The organism is Hydrogenophaga sp. ZJX-1 (assembly GCF_048590325.1).
GTDB lineage: Bacteria > Pseudomonadota > Gammaproteobacteria > Burkholderiales > Burkholderiaceae_C > Hydrogenophaga.
Genome location: NZ_JBMBRA010000010.1, coordinates 15,787 through 33,144, shown reverse-complemented (window position 1 = coordinate 33,144; position 17,358 = coordinate 15,787). Strand labels below are relative to the sequence as shown.

The 17,358-nt window shown below is 65.4% G+C and carries 15 protein-coding genes and 2 tRNA genes; 5 read left to right on the top strand and 12 right to left on the bottom strand.

Annotated elements, in window-relative coordinates:
- Positions 1-19 precede the first annotated feature (19 nt).
- From rapZ to ACN5W5_RS22280, 4 genes are all read right to left on the bottom strand, one after another.
- The gene (rapZ, locus tag ACN5W5_RS22295) at positions 20-988 is read right to left on the bottom strand and encodes an RNase adapter RapZ (protein WP_420050630.1); all 969 of its coding nucleotides are present in this window, start codon (positions 986-988) and stop codon (positions 20-22) included.
- A complete protein-coding gene (recN, locus tag ACN5W5_RS22290; RefSeq protein ID WP_420050629.1) occupies positions 985-2,628 on the bottom strand; it encodes a DNA repair protein RecN in 1,644 nt (547 codons plus the stop codon). The genes rapZ and recN overlap by 4 nt, the downstream gene beginning before the upstream one ends.
- A gap of 56 nt (positions 2,629-2,684) precedes the next feature.
- The gene (locus tag ACN5W5_RS22285) at positions 2,685-3,602 is read right to left on the bottom strand and encodes an NAD kinase (RefSeq protein ID WP_420050628.1); all 918 of its coding nucleotides are present in this window, start codon (positions 3,600-3,602) and stop codon (positions 2,685-2,687) included.
- A gap of 77 nt (positions 3,603-3,679) precedes the next feature.
- On the bottom strand, positions 3,680-4,675 hold the full coding sequence (locus tag ACN5W5_RS22280; protein WP_420050627.1) for a porin: 996 nt from the start codon (positions 4,673-4,675) through the stop codon (positions 3,680-3,682).
- 214 nt (positions 4,676-4,889) lie between these two features.
- Between ACN5W5_RS22280 and hrcA the strand changes: the two genes are divergently transcribed.
- The 4 genes from hrcA to greB all read left to right on the top strand — a co-directional run bounded on the left by hrcA (position 4,890) and on the right by greB (position 6,769).
- Complete coding sequence (gene hrcA / locus ACN5W5_RS22275) at positions 4,890-5,915, top strand: heat-inducible transcriptional repressor HrcA (protein ID WP_420050626.1); 1,026 nt, start codon at positions 4,890-4,892, stop codon at positions 5,913-5,915.
- A gap of 34 nt (positions 5,916-5,949) precedes the next feature.
- A tRNA-Ile gene (locus ACN5W5_RS22270) sits at positions 5,950-6,026 on the top strand.
- Between the two features lie 28 nt (positions 6,027-6,054).
- Positions 6,055-6,131, top strand: a tRNA-Arg gene (locus ACN5W5_RS22265).
- A 74-nt stretch (positions 6,132-6,205) separates the two neighbouring features.
- A complete protein-coding gene (gene greB, locus ACN5W5_RS22260) occupies positions 6,206-6,769 on the top strand; it encodes a transcription elongation factor GreB (protein ID WP_420050625.1) in 564 nt (187 codons plus the stop codon).
- Positions 6,770-6,783: 14 nt separating this feature from the next.
- Here the strand turns inward: greB and ACN5W5_RS22255 are convergent, their stop codons facing one another.
- The 6 genes from ACN5W5_RS22255 to ACN5W5_RS22230 all read right to left on the bottom strand — a co-directional run bounded on the left by ACN5W5_RS22255 (position 6,784) and on the right by ACN5W5_RS22230 (position 13,918).
- On the bottom strand, positions 6,784-9,033 hold the full coding sequence (locus tag ACN5W5_RS22255; protein ID WP_420050624.1) for a RelA/SpoT family protein: 2,250 nt from the start codon (positions 9,031-9,033) through the stop codon (positions 6,784-6,786).
- Positions 9,034-9,134: 101 nt separating this feature from the next.
- Positions 9,135-10,736: an L-aspartate oxidase gene (gene nadB / locus ACN5W5_RS22250; protein ID WP_420050623.1), complete on the bottom strand. Its 1,602-nt coding sequence runs from the start codon at positions 10,734-10,736 to the stop codon at positions 9,135-9,137.
- 81 nt (positions 10,737-10,817) lie between these two features.
- Positions 10,818-11,672: a segregation and condensation protein A gene (locus tag ACN5W5_RS22245; RefSeq protein WP_420050622.1), complete on the bottom strand. Its 855-nt coding sequence runs from the start codon at positions 11,670-11,672 to the stop codon at positions 10,818-10,820.
- 28 nt (positions 11,673-11,700) lie between these two features.
- Positions 11,701-11,913, bottom strand: a complete 213-nt coding sequence (locus tag ACN5W5_RS22240) for a DUF3460 family protein (RefSeq protein WP_420050621.1) — start codon at positions 11,911-11,913, stop codon at positions 11,701-11,703.
- Between the two features lie 40 nt (positions 11,914-11,953).
- Positions 11,954-12,097, bottom strand: coding sequence for a hypothetical protein (locus ACN5W5_RS22235; RefSeq protein WP_420050620.1), 144 nt, complete (start codon positions 12,095-12,097; stop codon positions 11,954-11,956).
- A gap of 177 nt (positions 12,098-12,274) precedes the next feature.
- Complete coding sequence (locus tag ACN5W5_RS22230) at positions 12,275-13,918, bottom strand: SulP family inorganic anion transporter (RefSeq protein WP_420050619.1); 1,644 nt, start codon at positions 13,916-13,918, stop codon at positions 12,275-12,277.
- 110 nt (positions 13,919-14,028) lie between these two features.
- Here ACN5W5_RS22230 and bamE point away from each other — a divergent pair, with 110 nt between their 5' ends.
- On the top strand, positions 14,029-14,541 hold the full coding sequence (gene bamE, locus ACN5W5_RS22225) for an outer membrane protein assembly factor BamE domain-containing protein (protein WP_420050618.1): 513 nt from the start codon (positions 14,029-14,031) through the stop codon (positions 14,539-14,541).
- Positions 14,542-14,547: 6 nt separating this feature from the next.
- On the opposite strand, the gene ACN5W5_RS22220 is transcribed toward bamE, so the two are convergent.
- Positions 14,548-15,288, bottom strand: a complete 741-nt coding sequence (locus ACN5W5_RS22220; protein ID WP_420050617.1) for a YoaK family protein — start codon at positions 15,286-15,288, stop codon at positions 14,548-14,550.
- A 6-nt stretch (positions 15,289-15,294) separates the two neighbouring features.
- On the bottom strand, positions 15,295-17,349 hold the full coding sequence (gene metG / locus ACN5W5_RS22215) for a methionine--tRNA ligase (RefSeq protein WP_420050616.1): 2,055 nt from the start codon (positions 17,347-17,349) through the stop codon (positions 15,295-15,297).
- Positions 17,350-17,358 lie beyond the last annotated feature (9 nt).

Genomic DNA, 17,358 nt, shown 5'->3' with positions numbered 1-17,358 from the left:
CCGCGCCGAACAGACGCGCTCAGGTCTGGCGCGTCTTCGCTTCGGGCGTTGCGGACCTCGCGGGAGCCGGCCAGCCATCGATCTCGCGGTGGCGCAACCGGGTGGCCCATTCGGCCGCAAACCCCTGCGCCAGACGTTCGACCAGATAGACCGAGCGGTGCTGCCCGCCGGTGCAGCCGATGGCCACGGTGACATAGCTGCGGTGGTCTCTCAGCATCTGGGGCAACCAGTGGCGCAGGAAGGCACCGATCTGCTGCTCCATGGCCTGCACCTCGACCTGTTCGGCCAGGTAGCGCGCCACCGGTTCGTCGCGACCGGTCAGGGGCTTGAGCTCGGGTTCATAGTGCGGGTTGGGCAGCATGCGCACGTCGAAGACAAAGTCGGCGTCCATCGGTACGCCACGTTTGAATGCGAAGGATTCGAAGACCAGGGTGAGCGGGGCTTGCCCCGTGCCCAGCAGGTCCTTGATGTGGCTGCGCAGCTGGGCCGGGCGGATGAGGCTGGTGTCGAGCACCAGTGCACGTTCGCGCAACTCGGACAGCAGTTCGCGTTCGTGTTCGATGGCGTCGGTGAGCGCGCGGTACTGGTCGTCGGTCTGTTTGAGCGAGAGTGGATGCAGGCGCCTGGTTTCGGAGAAACGCCTCACCAGGGTGTCGGTGGTCGCGTCCAGGAACACGGTGCGCAGGAGGACGTTTTGGCCGGCCTGGTTCTTGATTTGCTCCAGCCGGTCAGGCAGTCCCGGCAGCGAGGCCGCGCTGCGCACATCCATGGCGATGGCGACCTTGCTGGCGCGGTGGCTCTGCTCCAGCGCGATGAACGAGGCCAGCAACTCGGGCGGCAGATTGTCCACGCAGTAAAAGCCCAGGTCTTCCAGTGCGGTCAGCGCGATCGACTTGCCCGAGCCCGACATGCCGGTGATCAGCACCAGCTCGATCGCGGGGGGCGCTTCGGCAGCGGCGTCAGTGGGCGGGAGAGCCGTGGCGTTCATGGGGTGAGCAACTCGCGGGCGTGTGCGAGCGACACTTCGGAGCGTTCGCCGCCGCCGAGCATGCGCGCGAGTTCCACCACCCGGTGATCACGGGTGATGGGCGCCACCGTGCTCAGGGTCTGCTGGCCCTGTTGCTGTTTGCTCACCAGCAGGTGGTGGTCGGCGCAGGCCGCGACCTGGGGCAGGTGGGTCACGGCGAGCACCTGGCGGTCCTGACCCAACTGGCGCAGCAACTGGCCCACCGTGTGGGCCACAGCGCCACCGATGCCCGAGTCCACTTCGTCAAAGATCAAGGTGGGCGCCTGGCCCAGCTGGCTGGTGACGACCGAGATGGCGAGCGCGATGCGAGAAAGCTCGCCGCCGGACGCCACCTTGCCCACGGGGCGCGGACTGACGCCCGCGTGGCCCGCCACCAGAAACTCCACCTGTTCCCAGCCATGGGCTTGGGGCTCGTCGAGTTTTTGCAGTGCCACCTCGAAGCGGCCGCCCTGCAGACCCAGGGTCTGCATGGTTTCGGTGACCGCTTTGGAGAGCTTGGGCGCGGCTTGCTGGCGCCGTTTGCTGAGCGTTTGCAGTTCGGTGTTGAAAGCCGTCCAGGCCTCGCGTTCGGCCACATTCAGTGCCGCCAGATCCAGGGCCTGGTCCACGCCGGCGAGGTCCGACTTCCACTGCGCATGCAGTGCGGCGAGTTCCTCGGGGGGCCGGCGGTAGCGCCGGGCGAGCGACATCCAGAGCCCCAGCCGTTCGTCCAGCACGGCCAGGCTGGCGGGGTCCAGGTCGGTGCGGCGGCTGTACTGGTGCAGGCTGTGCACGGTGTCTTGCACCTGGGCGAGGGCGGCTTCCAGTGCTTCTACCGGCGCGCTGAACTGTGGTTCGATGCCGGCCTGGGCCTGCAAGGCCGAAAGTGCGCGGTGGATCAGCGCTGCGGCGCTGGATTCTTCCTCTTCCAGCGCCAGCGTGGCCGCGTTGGCCGCGTCCAGCAAGGCCTGGGCATTGGCCAGGCGGCTGTGCTGGCTGTTGAGTTCTTCCCATTCACCGGCTGCTGGCTGGAGCTTGTCGAGTTCGGCGATCTGCCAGGCCAGCCGTTCGCTCTCCTGCTGCAGGGTGCTCTGGCGTCCGGTGGCCGTCTCCAGCGCCTTGCGGCGCAGCCGCCACTGGGCCCAGGACTGGGTGGCGGAGGTCGTGTCGATGCCGGCATAGCCGTCGAGCAGGGCCCGCACGGCATCGGCCCGGGTCAGGCTTTGCCAGGCGTGCTGGCCATGGATGTCCACGAGGTCGTTGGCCAGGGCCTTGAGCTGCGCCATGGTGGCGGCGCTGCCGTTGATCCAGGCGCGGCTGCGGCCATCGGTATCCACGGTGCGTCGCAGCAGCAGATGGTCCTCTTGCGCGAAGCCTTGTTCATCCAGCCAGGGCACCAGACGAGACGGCAGATCGAACTCGGCGGCGATTTCGCAGCGTGTTGCCCCTTCACGCACCACACCGCTGTCGGCTCGTGCGCCGAGAGCGAGTTGCAGGGCGTCGATGAGGATGGATTTGCCGGCACCGGTTTCGCCCGTGAGCACGCTGAAACCCGAATGGAGTTCAAGGTCCAGCGACTGCACGATGACGAAGTCGCGCAAAACGATGCGTCTGAGGCTCATGGCGTGAAATGGAGGGCTGCAGCGGTGGATGAAGCGGTCGTATTTTGACCGGAATTTCAGCCGCCTTCGTTCCAGTGCAGTTTCTTGCGCAGCGTGTCGAAGTAGCTCCAGCCTGCAGGGTGCAGCAGGCGCAGGGTGTGCTCGGAGCGCCGCACCACGATGCGGTCACCGTGCAGCAGGCTGGTGAGGGACTGCATGTCGAAATTGGCGCTGGCGTCTTTGCCCGACACGATCTCGACCGCGACCTCGCAGTGCGCCGGCAACACGATGGGGCGGTTGGACAGCGTGTGCGGGGCGATCGGCACCATCACCCAGCCGCCAATGGCGGGGTGCAGCAGGGGGCCGCCGGCCGACAGGGAGTAAGCGGTCGATCCGGTGGAGGTGGCGATGATCAGGCCGTCGGCGCGCTGGTTGGCCACGAAATGGCCGTCCACTTCCACGCGCAGTTCGATCATGCTGGCCACGCCACCGCGGTTGACCACCACGTCGTTGAGTGCGGTGGCCTCGAACACGCAGCGACCGTCGCGCCAGACGCTGGCGGCCATCAGGGCGCGGGGGTCTTCTTCGTATGCGCCGTGCAGGATGGCGTGCAGCTTTTCGCGGTAGCTGCCGAAGGGGATGTCGGTGATGAAGCCCAGGCGGCCCTGGTTGATGCCCACCAGCGGAACGCCGTAGCGTGCGAGCTGTCGACCGATGCCCAGCATGGTGCCGTCGCCACCGACCACCAGCGCGAGATGGCAGGCCTGACCGATGGCGGGCACGTCCAGCGCGGGGTATTGCCGCAGGCCGGTGTTGAGCGCGGTATCGCGCTCCAGCGAGACATCGCAGCCTTCGTCGTTCAGGAAGTGGGCGACTTCGTCCACCACGTCGCGCGAACCGGGAGCCTGGTATTTGCCAATGATGGCCACGTGCGAAAAACGCAGGTTCGGCGCGACCGCGGCGGGCGCAGAACGGGTATCGGGGTGCAGGCTCATGCGCAAATTACAACATAGCCGCACAGGCCGGCAGCGCCTGAAAACCCTTGTTTTCAGGCGCTGTGCAGCGACCCGGCTCAGAAGCGGTGGCGGATGCCCAGCGAGTAGCCCGAGCCACTGGACAGGCCTTCGACCTTGTCGTTCATGCCCACGGCGTACAGCTCGGTCCGCTTGGACAACGCGTGCACATAACCCAGCGACAGGGTCTTGCGATCCGCGCCGCTCTCGGGGCTGATCTGACCCCACTGCGCCAGCAGCGCGCCGGCGCCGATGGGAAAGCGCGCGCCCAGGCCGCTGATCTTGTAGGTGTTGGCTGTTGTCAGGTTGTCGACTTCTCCGTACTGGGCAAAGGCCTTGACCACGCCGAAGTCGTAGGAGCCGCCGAGCTGGGTGGTGCGGGTGTCGGCCACCGGGCTGGCGCCGTCTTTCTTCACACGCTGGACCACGAGCGAGGTCGACACCGGGCCAGCGCCGTAGCCCACGTTGGCGCTCCAGTTGCCGCCGTTGCTTTCAGTGGCGCCGCTGTTCTTGTTGGCACCGGCGAGGCCGAAACGCACGCCGCCGAAGGTCGGACTGGCATAGGCAAAGGAGTCGCTCCAGCCGGTGTCGCCGGTGGTGGTGCCGCTGGTGAAGTAGTGGCGGATGCTGGGGGAGTAGCCGAAGGAGTCGCCGAAGGCGTTGTACATCAGCGTGGACACGAACAGCGCGGTGGTGTTGCGCCCGAAGGTCATCGTGCCGTAGTCCTTGTGGGACAGGCCGACGTTGGCGGAGCGCGCGAAAGCGGTGTCGCCGTCGAAGCGGCCCTGGGCACCGGTGGTGGTGCGCATGAAGCTCTCCAGCTTGAACACCGCCGACAGACCGCCGCCCAGATCTTCCTTGCCACCAAAACCGAAATAGCTGGTGGTCATCTTGCCGCTGTCAACAGACTTGACCGATGAACCCCCCGGCGCCTTGGTCGAGCCCATGCTGAGGTCGAGCAGGCCGTAGACCGACACCGAGCTCTGGGCCTGCGCGCCGAGTGCGGTCAGGAAGACGGCCGAGCCGAGGGCCAGATGTTTGAAAGCAGATTGCATGAGAGTTTTCTCCAGATGAACAACAGGTTGGGGGCATGTCAAAAGCCATCTGCGTGCTGCACCAGCGAAGGGCGTTTGGAAACCCTTGGTGCACGAAACGGCGCTACAGATGGCCTTTCGTTGCTTTCAGCAATTCGTGTGCCAGTGAATACAGTTGTTGTGTACAAAACGCACCGGACCGTGTCGGGTCGCTGCACATCCTTAGAATGGCTGCATGCTGGATGACCGCGCCAAACTGCTGCTCAAGGCTCTCGTCGAGCGATACATCGCCGACGGGCAGCCCGTGGGTTCGCGCACGTTGGCCAAGGCCGCGGGGCTGGAGCTTTCGCCGGCCACCATCCGCAACGTCATGAGCGACCTGGAAGAACTGGGTCTCATCGCGAGCCCGCACACTTCGGCGGGCCGCATTCCCACGGCGCGGGGCTACCGGCTTTTTGTCGACACGATGCTCACGGTGCGGCGGGAAGGGTTCTCCCCGGTGAGCGACATGGGGACGCACGGCATCGAAGCCGGGCAGCCCCAGCGCGTCATCAGCAACGCGGCCCAGATGTTGTCCAGCCTGTCGCACTTTGTGGGCGTCGTGATGGCGCCGCGGCGCGCCTCGGTGTTCCGGCACATCGAATTCCTGAGCCTGTCCGAACGCCGCGTGCTGGTGATCCTGGTGTCGCCCGATGGCGATGTGCAGAACCGCATCATCCACACCCAGGTGAACTTCAGCCAGACCCAGTTGCAGGAGGCGGCCAACTTCCTCAATGCCCACTACTCGGGGCTGACGATGGAGGAGGTGCGGGCGCGCCTGAAGGTGGAAGTGGATGCCTTGCGGGGCGAGATCGCCTCGCTCATGCAGGCCGCGGTGGACATTGGTGAGGACGCCAAGGGAGAGCAGGACGAAGTGGTGGTGTCGGGTGAGCGGAACCTGCTGTCGGTGAGCGAGTTTTCCAGCGACATGGGCAACCTGCGGCGCATGTTCGACCTGTTCGAGCAGAAGACGCAACTCATCCGCCTGCTGGATGTGTCGGCGCAGGCCGACGGGGTGCGCATCTACATCGGTGGCGAGAGCCAGGTGGTGCCTTTTGAAGCCCTGTCGGTGGTCACCGCTCCCTACGAGGTGGACGGCCAGGTGGTGGGCACGCTGGGTGTGATTGGCCCGCAACGCATGCCCTACGACCGCATGATCCAGATCGTCGACGTGACGGCCAAGCTGGTGAGCAACGCCCTGAGCCATGGCAAGCCCGGCTGAAGCCGGTGGCCAGCCCCTACAATCGTCGCTTTGTGGGCCGTTAGCTCAGTTGGTTAGAGCAGAGGACTCATAATCCTTTGGTCGTTGGTTCAAGTCCAACACGGCCTACCAAAAAACCCGTGCTATAATTCAAAGCTTAGCGGCTGTAGCTCAGCTGGATAGAGTACTTGGCTACGAACCAAGGGGTCGTGGGTTCAATTCCTGCCAGCCGCACCAAATGGAAAGCCTGCAGCCAAAAGCTGCAGGCTTTTTCGTTTCTGTCGCATCCATCGACCAGGAGCCCCGCATTCATGAGCAAGGCTTTCACCCGCGAGTCCGATTCCCAGGACGGGCAGGACGGTGACGACCTGCCGGCTCCAGCCCCGGCACCCAGCGGCATCAACTACATCACCCGCGCAGGCTACGAACGGCTGCGCAGCGAACTGTTCACCCTGATCGACGACGAGCGCCCCAGGATCGTGGAGATCGTGCACTGGGCGGCCAGCAACGGCGACCGCTCCGAAAACGGCGATTACCTCTATGGCAAGAAACGCCTGCGCGAGATCGACCGCCGCATCCGCTTTCTGACCCAGCGCCTGGAGATCGCCGAGGTGGTCGATTCGTCGATGCACCATGGGGGTGAGCAGGTGTTTTTTGGTGCCACGGTCTGCTATGCCGACGGGTCGGGTGCTGAAACCACCGTCACCATCCTGGGTGTGGATGAGGCCGACAGCGCCCAGGGTCAGATCAGCTGGGTTTCACCGGTGGCGCGGGCCCTGCTCAAGGCCCGTGTGGGCGACGTCGTGCGTCTGGTCGTGCCGGGCGGGTCGCAGGAACTGGAGATCCTGTCGGTGGAATACCCGGCACCAACCTGAGCCCGGCGGGGTTGTCAGGGCTTGAAGCGCTGGGCCTTGAGGACCGAGGTGGTGCGTTTGAGGCTGCGCAGCACGTCGGCCAGGTGCTGGCGGTCGCGCACCGAAATCGAGAACCGGATGTCGGTGGCGGTCTGGGCGGGTTCGTCGCCCATGTCCACGTGGGTGATGTCGGCTTCGGCCGCAGCGATGGCCGAAGCCACACGCGCCAGCACGCCTTTGCCGTTGGTCACGGTGACGAGCACCATGGTTTCGAACGGGCGCACCGGTTCGTCGGCCCACTCCACCTGCAGGAAACGCTCGCTGTCGCGCGCGAGCAGGCGTTTGCCCGTGGGGCAGTCTTCGGCGTGTACCGTCAGGCCTTCGCCACGTCCCAGATAGCCCACGATGCGGTCCCCCGGAATGGGCTTGCAGCACGGGGCGTATTGCACCGACAGGCCTTCGCTGCCGTCCAGGCTGACCACGCCCTGGGAGACCGATTCGTCTTCTCCGCTGGCGTAGCGTTCGGTGCTGATCAGCAAGGCGTCGGGCTTGAGCCCGGTTTCTGCCAGCAGCACCGCGAGCTTCTTGCCCACCATGCTGGCGATGCGCTTGCCCATGCCGATGTCCGACAGCAGTTCACTGCGCGTCTTGTTGCCGGTGAAGCGCAGCAGCTTTTCCCAGGTGGCCTTGTAGGGGCCGTCTTCGGTCGGCAGAGGTGCGATGCCTTCGGAGCGCAGGGCCTGACCCAGCATGCGTTCGCCCAGTTCGTTCGACTTCTCCTGCGCCAGTGTCTTGAGGTGGTGGCGGATCTTGGAGCGCGCGCGCCCGGTCTTCACGAACGAGAGCCAGGCTGGATTGGGCTCCGCGCTGTCGCTGGTGATGATTTCGACGATGTCCCCGTTGTTCAGTTCGGTGCGCAGGGGGCGCTGTTCGCCATTGATGCGAACAGCCACCGCCCGGTTGCCCACGCCGCTGTGGATCGCATAGGCGAAGTCCATCACGGTGGCACCGCGCGGCAGCGCCATGATCTTGCTCTTGGGGGTGAACACGTAGACCGCGTCGGGGAACAGGTCGATCTTGATGTGGTCCCAGAATTCGCTGGCGTCGTGGGTTTCCTGCTGGATGTCCAGCAGCGATTGCAGCCATTGCGTGCCCAGGTGTTGTGAGGTGTCGCTGTTGGGCTCGCTGGCCTTGTAGAGCCAGTGGGCGGCCACGCCGGACTCGGCCACCACGTCCATGGCGTGGGTGCGCAGCTGGAACTCGATGTTGGTGCCGAAGGGGCCGATCAGCGTGGTGTGCAAGGACTGGTAGCCGTTGACCTTGGGAATGGCGACGTAGTCGCGGAATTTGCCGGGCAAGGGCTTGTAGAGCTGGTGCAACACACCCATCGCGGTGTAGCAATCGGAGAGCTCGGGTACGACGATGCGAAAACCATAGATGTCGGTCACCTGTGAGAACGACAGGTGCTTGCTGTCCATCTTGCGGTAGACAGAGTAGAGCGTCTTTTCGCGACCCATGATGCGCACGGCAAGGCCAAACTTGCGGAACGCGGCGTCCACTTCACCCTGTACCCGGGAGATCAGGTCTTTGCGGCGGTTGCGCGATTTGTTCAGCGCCTTGGACAGGACTTCGTAGCGCCAGGGGTTCAGGAAGCGGAAAGCGAGGTCCTGCAGCTCGCGGTAGGTGAAGTTCAGGCCCAGGCGGTGCGCGATCGGGGCGTAGATCTCCAGCGTTTCGCTGCTGATGCGCTTCCATTTGCTGCGCGGCATGTCCCCCATGGTGCGCATGTTGTGGGTGCGGTCGGCCAGCTTGATCAGGATGACGCGCACATCCTTGGCCATGGCCAGCAGCATCTTGCGAAACGACTCCGCCTGGTTCTGCTCCCGGGTGTCGAACTCCAGTTTTTCGAGCTTGGTCAGTCCGTCGACCAGGTCGGCGACCGGAGCGCCAAACCGTTCCACCAGATCCTGTTTGGTAACGCCGCAGTCTTCGATGGCGTCGTGCATCAGCGCGGCCATCAGGGCCTGCGCATCGAGCTTCCATTCGGCGCACTGGGCAGCGACGGCGATCGGGTGGGTGATGTAAGGGTCGCCGTTCTTGCGCATCTGGCCCAGGTGGGCTTCATCGGCAAAACGGTAGGCCTGGCGCACGCTTTCGATCTCGCCCGCGCTCAGGTAATCCAGCTTGCCGACCAGTGCGGCAAAGCTGGCCGCAGCCGCACTGGCCGCAGGGCTGGCCTGGACAGTAGCGGATTTGACGAAGACCGGATCGGCGGCGGTTGGCATCCCAGTACTTTAGCGCGAGAACCATATCGTGGTCGGCGCTGGTGGTACGGCAGCTCCGGAAGCGTGCGTGCGGACCCGAAAGTCTGCCGGCGCCTGCGTGTTCAGCGGGCGGGAGGCACCAGGATGGTCGGCTTGGCTTCGGGCAGCAGATCGGGGTAATCGCGGCTGAAGTGCAGGCCGCGGCTTTCGTGCCGCAGCATGGCCGACATGACGATCAGGTCGGCCACCTGCACCAGGTTGCGCAGCTCGAGCAGGTCGCGGGTGACGTGGAACTGCGAATAGAACTCGTGGATTTCGCGCTGCAGCAGCGTGATCCGGTGCGCTGCACGCTCCAGTCGCTTGTCGGTGCGCACGATCCCGACGTAGTCCCACATGAACCGGCGCAACTCGTCCCAGTTGTGGGAGATCACCACCTGCTCGTCGGCATCGGTCACCCGGCTGTCGTCCCACAGCGGGATGTCCGGTCGGGCGGGGGCGTCCGCCGCGGCAATTGCTTTCACGGCAGCCTGGGCAAACACCATGCACTCCACCAGCGAGTTGCTGGCCAGGCGGTTGGCGCCGTGCAGGCCGGTGCAGGTGGTTTCACCCACGGCGTACAGGCCGCGGAGGTCCGTGTGACCTTCGAGGTCGGTGACCACGCCACCGCAGGTGTAGTGCGCGGCCGGCACGACGGGGATCGGTTCCCGGGTGATGTCGATGCCCAGTTCGGCGCAGCGGGCCAGGATGTTCGGGAAGTGTTCCTGCAGAAACTCGGGGCTGTGGTGCGAGATGTCCAGGTGCACGCAGTCCAGGCCGTGTTTCTTCATCTCGAAGTCGATGGCCCGGGCCACCACGTCGCGCGGAGCCAGTTCGGCGCGCGGGTCGTGGTCGGGCATGAAGCGGTGGCTGCCCAGGTGGGGCGGCAACTTGAGCTGGCCGCCTTCACCACGCACCGCCTCGGTGATCAGGAAGTTCTTGACGTTGGGGTGGTACAGGCAGGTGGGGTGAAACTGGATGAATTCCATGTTGCCCACGCGGCAGCCGGCGCGCCAGGCGGCCGCGATGCCGTCGCCGGTGGCGGTGTCGGGGTTGGTGGTGTACAGGTAGACCTTGCCCGCGCCGCCGGTGGCCAGGATGGTGTGCGGCGCGCTGAAGGATTCGACCTTGTCGCGGTCCACATCAAGCACATAGGCACCGTGGCAGCGCAAGGACGCAGCACCGGGCTCGTGGCCAGGCAGCTTGCTGTCGGTGATCAGGTCGACCAGCATGTGGTTCTCGAAGAACGTGATGCCGGGGGTCGAACGGGCGAGCTCGCTCAGCGTGGTCTGCACGGCCGCGCCGGTGGCGTCGGTGGCGTGCACGATGCGACGGTGGGTATGCCCTCCCTCGCGTGTCAGGTGCAGGGCGCCGTTTTCGGTGGAGAAGGGCACGCCCAGCTCCTGCAGCCAGGCGATGGCGGCCGGTGCGTTTTCCACCGTGAAGCGGGTGGCTTCGAGATCGCACAGGCCCGCACCGGCGACCAGCGTGTCGTCCACGTGCGAGGCGTAGCTGTCGCCTTCGGCCAGCACGGCGGCGATGCCGCCCTGGGCCCAGTTGCTGGAGCCGTCGGAGATGCCCCGCTTGGTCACCACCGCCACGCGGTGGGTGGGCGCCAGGCGCAGGGCGGCCGTGAGGCCCGCGAGACCGCTGCCGATGATGATGACGTCGAACGAATGGGTGGTCATTGGGGAGCGATCAAAGAGCCACGGCCGGGCTGCTGCCGGTCTTCAGGGGCAGCGACCCGAGAAGCGGCGGAGCAGGGCGGCTCATGGTGTGGGGGTGTAGGCCAGGCGCACATAAATCGGGGCAAACGCCTCGGCCTGGGTGAGTTCGATCAGGGTTTCCTTGGCCAGCTCAAGCATGGCAATGAAGGTCACCACCAGCACCTGCTGGCCCCTGGACGGGTCGAAGAGTTCGCCGAATTCGACGAATTTCTTGCCCTGCAGGCGGCGCAGCACGATGCTCATGTGTTCGCGCACCGAAAGCTCTTCGCGGCTGATCTTGTGGTGCTGGACCAGCTTGGCGCGTTTGAGGATGTCGCGCCAGGCGCTTTGCAGGTCGAGCACGGCCACGTCCGGAAAGCGTGGTGCCAGCGCCTGCTCGACAAAAACCTGCGCCCGCAGGAAGTCGCGGCCGTATTGCGGCATTTCGGCCAGCCGCTGGCCGGCCAGCTTCATCTGCTCGTATTCGAGCAGGCGGCGCACCAGCTCGGCGCGCGGATCTTCGGCTTCTTCGCCCTCGGCCGTCTTTTTGGGCGGCAGCAGCATGCGTGACTTGATCTCGATCAGCATCGCCGCCATCAGCAGGTATTCGGCCGCCAGCTCCAGGTTGCTGGCGCGGATCTCGTCCACGTAGCTCAGGTACTGGCGCGTCACCGCCGCCATCGGGATGTCGAGGATGTTGAAGTTCTGCTTGCGGATCAGGTAGAGCAGCAGATCCAGCGGGCCTTCGAAGGCTTCGAGGAAAACCTGCAGCGCGTCCGGCGGGATGTACAGGTCGCGCGGCATGGTGAACAGCGGTTCACCATACAGGCGGGCCAGCGCCACCTGGTCCACCACAGCGGGCATCACCGCATCGAGCCCGTCGGGGGCGACGTCGAGTGTGCTGGCCTCGTTGCTCATGGGGGCGACCCGCGGGCGCGATCAGCGCTCAGGTGTGGTCGGAGCCGGTCTGGTACACGTAGGGCTGCTGGGGCACGGTCGAGGCGTTGGCCTGTGACTGGAAGTCGCGGTCGATCTGCTTGTCCCACAGCAGCGAACGGCCCTCGCGCTGCTCCTGTTCCAGCTGGGGCTTGTCGGCCTTGAGCTTGTCGAGGAACTGTGTCGCGTCAGACGAGTAGTGCGGGCGGGCGAAGAAGGACATGGTGTTCGTCGGTGGGTGGGTTTGGGCTGGACCGGTGATTTTAGCGGTCCAGGGCTTCCACCGCCCGGCTGTGCCAGTTGAGCACCGTCATCTGTGCCACCAGGTCCGGAAGGGATTCGCGCACCACCTTGACGGCAAACCGGGCCATGACGCGCGATTTGAGCACCGCGTGGGCACGGTCCACACCGATGCTTCATCGGGCACCGACGAATGGCGTTGCCGGGCCAGCGGGGTTTCGGGACTGGCGTACTCCCGGGCGTGGCGTTCGGCCAGGCCGAACAACCAGTCGATGCGCGCTGCGATGGGCTGGTGGTGCGGCAGGGTCTGGGCGCTCATGGCGGCCACCCTGCGGCTGAAACCTTCAGTGGAAGGTGTGCAGGTGGGCGGCAAAACCCGAGCGCTCGATCAGCGATCGCGGCTGGGGGTTCACGCCCACCATGCCCAGGTGCCCGCCGCGCTTGGCTACCGCCTTGTGCAGCTGCTCCAGGGCGTCGAGCCCGGTGGTGTCGAGCGAGATCAGCTGGGTGGCGTCGAGCATCACGTTCAGGCCGGCGGGGCCCCGCTCCACCGCGTTCACGATCGGATCGATCTTGGCCACGGCGCCGAAGAACAGCGAGCCGTAGAGGCGGTAGGTGAGCTGGTGTTCGTTGCTGGCCAGCGGATCGGCCCGGAAGATGTCGCTCTGGCGGCGCACGAAGAGGAAGCAGGCCATCACCAGACCGAGCTCCACCGCCACCGTCAGGTCAAAAATGATGGTCACCAGGAAGGTGGACACCATCATCAGCCGGTAGTGGTTGGTGAACTGCTTGAGGCGGCCGAACTCGCGCCATTCACCCATGTTCCACGCCACGAACAGCAGCACGCCGGCCAGCACGGCGAGCGGAATGTGAGCCGCCAGCGGCGCGGCGATCAACACCACCGCAGCCAGGGTGGCCGAGTGCACGATGCCCGCCACGGGCGACACCGCGCCCGAGCGGATGTTGGTCACGGTGCGCGCGATGGTGCCGGTGGCGGGCATGCCGCCAAAGAAGGGCACCACCACATTGGCCACGCCTTGCGCCATGAGTTCCTGGTTGGGGTCGTGTTTGGGTGTGTCGCTCAGCTGGTCGGCCACGCGGGCGCACAGCAGCGACTCGATGGCCCCGAGGATGGCGATGGTGAGGGTGGGCGTGACCAGCAGGCGCACGGTTTCCCAGGAAAAATCGGGCAGTTCGAAGGCCGGCACGCCCTGCGGGATGCCGCCGAAGCGGGAGCCGATCGTCTCGACCGGCATGCTCAGGGCCCAGGCCAGCAGCGAGAGCGTGATCAGCGCCACCACCGGGGCGGGCAGGCGCGAGGTGGCCTTGAGCGCGCTCACGGTGTCGATCTGGTCCAGCTGGCGGCGGAACTGCGAATCCACCGCCCACAGGCGGGGCCAGATGAACAGGCCGATCACACAGAGGGCGCCGAGGCCGAAGGCGTAGGCGTTGAAGCTGTGCAGGTGCCGGCTGAGCGCACCGATCTGTCCGAAGAAGTCGCCCGGCATCTTGGTGATGTCCAGTCCGAGCCAGTCGCGCACCTGCGACAGCCCGATCAGCACCGCGATGCCGTTGGTGAACCCGATCACCACACTCACCGGCACGTAGCGCACCAGGTTGCCCAGCCGGAACAGGCCCAACAGGAACAGCAGCACCCCCGCGCTGGCGGTGGCGATCAGCAGGTTGGCCACGCCATAACGTTCGACGATGCCGTAGACGATGACGATGAAGGCGCCCGCCGGGCCGCCGATCTGCACCGAGGTGCCGCCCAGCGCCGAGATCAGGAAGCCCGCGATGATGGCGGTCCAAAGACCCGCCTCGGGTTTGAGCCCGCTGGCGATGGCGAACGCCATGGCCAGCGGCAGCGCCACGATGCCCACGGTGGCCCCGGCTCCCATGTCCTTGACCAGCTTCTCGCCGTTGTAACCCTTGAGATCGTTCAGCAGCCGGGGACGGAACGGCGCCAGCGGAGGCAGGTTTTTCAGCATGCGCAAATGTTACCTTTGGCGACGATGACCGGAACTTACAGGCAGAACGCTTCCGAATGGGGGTTTACACTGATTTTTCCGTCGAAAACGGCATCAACAGGCCAACCAACATGAAAAGCCAGGCACACCGACTCGCTGCGCTGACCCTCGCGCTGGGCCTTTTGCTGGGACTGGCGGCCTGCGATCGGCAGAACATCAGCGAGCTGGAGGAAGGGGTCTCCACCGAGGCCGACGTGCGCGAGCGCTTCGGTGCACCCGAAGCGGTGTGGGAGGGCGACGACGGGGCGCAGATCTATGAGTACAACCGGCAGCCAGCCGGCTACCAGAACTACCAGATCACGATCGGGGCTGACGGGAAGATGGCCGCGTTGCGCCAGGTGCTCGCGCCGCACAACTTCGAGCGCATCCAGCCCGGCATGCCGATGGAGCAGGTGCGGCGCATGCTGGGAAAGCCGATGAAGATCACGCCTTACGCGCTGAAGCAGGAGACCCACTACGACTGGCGTTACCGGGATGGCCCGAACGAGGGCGACACCAAACTGTTCACGGTGGTCTTCAGCCCCGATCTGCGGGTGGTCTCCACGATGTCGGTGCGCGACCCGGATCTCGATCGCAGCCGCTGAGCCCGTTCAGGCCGCGCGCAACCGCTTCCAGTCGTCCAGCGCCGGGCGCATCACCAGCAGCAGCAGCGTGATCGCCAGCGGTACGGTGCTGATGTAGCCGAGGTGCTTGAAGCCGAGTGCACCGGCGATGCCGCCCACCAGGAAACTGATCACCAGCTGGGCATGCACACGCAGGCGTTCGCGGTCGGCGCGCACCGGTTGCATGTCCGGGTGGCGGTTCACGTACAGCAGCTTGCCCAGTTCGATGCCCAGGTCTGTGACCAGGCCCGTCACGTGCGTGGTGCGGATGCGCGCCTGCGAGATCTTGGTGATCACGGCGTTTTGCAGGCCCATGATGTAACAGAGCAGCACCACCGTGACCGGCAAAAACACGGTATGCCACAGGCTCATGGCGGCGCCAAAGATGCCGAACACCAGCAGCAACGCCGCTTCGACCAGCAGTGGCAGGCCGTAGGCGCTGCGCAGCTGCAGCCGCATGCCCCAGTTCACCAGCCAGGCCGTGCTCATGGCGCCCAGCAGGAAGGCCAGCACCGCGGCCAGTGCGGCGCCGGCCAGCACGAACTGGCCGAGCACCAGGTTGTCGGCCAGTGAAGAGACCATGCCCGTCATGTGCGAGGTGTACTGACCCACCGCCAGAAAACCGCCCGCGTTGGTTGCGCCGGCCACAAAGGCCAGCACCGTGCCGAGCTTCAGGTCGGCCTGCGGTGTGCGCTTGAGGCTGGTGAAGCCGCGGATCGGTTCGAACATCGCGCGTCAGCGCACCCGCATGCCCGGCGTGGCGCCCGGCCAGGGATTGAGGATGTGGATGCCGGGTTCGGCGTTGTCGTCGGCGTGGCTGGCGGCGAGCACCATGCCTTCGCTGACGCCGAACTTCATCTTGCGCGGGGCCAGGTTGGCCACCATCACGGTCAGCTTGCCCACCAGGTCTTCCGGCTGGTAGGCGCTGGCAATGCCACTGAAGACGTTGCGGGTTTTGCCCTCGCCCACGTCCAGAGTGAGGCGCAGCAGCTTGGTCGAGCCTTCCACGGCTTCGCAGTTGACGATCTGCGCGATGCGCAGGTCGATCTTGCTGAAGTCGCCGATGGAGATGGTGTCGGCGATGGGTTCACCGCCGGGCACCACCAGCTCCACGGCGGGGGCGGGGGGCGGTTCGAACAGGGCGTCGAGCTGTTTCACGTCCACGCGCTGCATCAGGTGCTGGTAGGCGCCGATGCGGTGGCCCGCGCCGAGCAGGCGGTTGGCGTCGGCGAACTGCAGCGGCTCGGTGTTCAGGAAAGCTTCCACGTCTTTCGCCAGCGCGGGCAGCACCGGCTTGAGGTAGAGCGTGAGCAGTCGGAAGGCTTCGATGCAGGTGGTGCACACATCGTGCAGGCGGCCTTCCATGCCCTCTTTCTTGGCCAGTTCCCAGGGCTTGTTCTGGTCCACGTAGGCGTTCACGCGGTCGGCCAGCAGCATGATCTCGCGCAATGCCTTGCCGTATTCGCGCTCGGCGTAGAGCTCGGTGATGCTGGGGGCCGCCACTTCCAGGTGGTCGAGCAGGGCGTCGCCGTCGGCCGACACTTCCCCCAGCTGGCCGTCGAATCGTTTGGCGATGAAACCCGCCGCGCGCGAGGCGATGTTGATGAACTTGCCCACCAGATCGCTGTTGACCCGGGCCATGAAGTCTTCGGGGTTGAAGTCCACGTCTTCGTTCTTGCCGCTGAGCTTGGCCGCCAGGTAATAACGCAGCCACTCGGGGTTCATGCCGAGCTCCAGGTACTTGAGCGGGTTCAGGCCGGTGCCGCGGCTCTTGCTCATCTTCTCGCCGTTGTTGATGGTGAGGAAGCCGTGCACGAACACCGCGTTGGGCACTTTGCGGCCGCTGAACTTGAGCATCGCGGGCCAGAACAGGGTGTGGAAGGTGATGATGTCCTTGCCGATGAAGTGGAACTGCTCGGTGCCCGGGTCGGCCATGAAGGCGTCGAAATCGCGGCCGGTCTTGCCGAAGTAGTTCTTGAGCGAGGCGAGGTAGCCGATCGGCGCGTCCAGCCAGACGTAGAAGTACTTGCCGGGTGCGTCCGGAATCTCGATGCCGAAATAAGGCGCATCGCGGCTGATGTCCCAGTCGCCCATCTTCGGTTTGCCGTCTTCACCGGGCTCGATCCATTCGCTGATCTTGTTCAGCACCTCGGGCTGCACCGCGCCGCTTTGCGTCCACTGGTCCAGAAAGGCCATACAGCGCGGATCGGACAGCTTGAAGAAAAAGTGCTCCGAGTTCTTCAGCACCGGCGTCGCGCCCGAAAGCGCCGAGTAGGGGTTCTTCAGTTCGGTGGGTGCGTAGACCGCGCCGCAGTTTTCGCAGTTGTCCCCGTACTGGTCTTTCGTGCCGCATTTGGGGCACTCTCCCTTGATGAAGCGGTCTGGCAGGAACATGTTCTTCTCGGGGTCGAAGAACTGTTCGATGGTGCGGGTCTCGATCAGGTCGTTGGCCTTGAGCGCGCGGTAGATGTCTTGCGCCAGCTGGTGGTTTTCCGGGCCATCGGTGCTGTGCCAGTTGTCGAACCCGATGTGGAAACCGTCCAGGTAGGGCTTGCGGCCGGCGGCGATGTCGGCCACGAACTGCTGCGGCGTCTTGCCGGCCTTTTCGGCCGCGATCATGATCGGAGCGCCGTGCGCGTCGTCGGCGCAGACGAAGTGCACCTCGTGCCCCTGCATGCGCTGGAACCGCACCCAGATGTCGGCCTGGATGTACTCCATGATGTGGCCGATGTGGAAATGACCGTTGGCGTAGGGCAGGGCGGTGGTGACGAACAGGCGACGCGGGCTCATGGCAGGGGG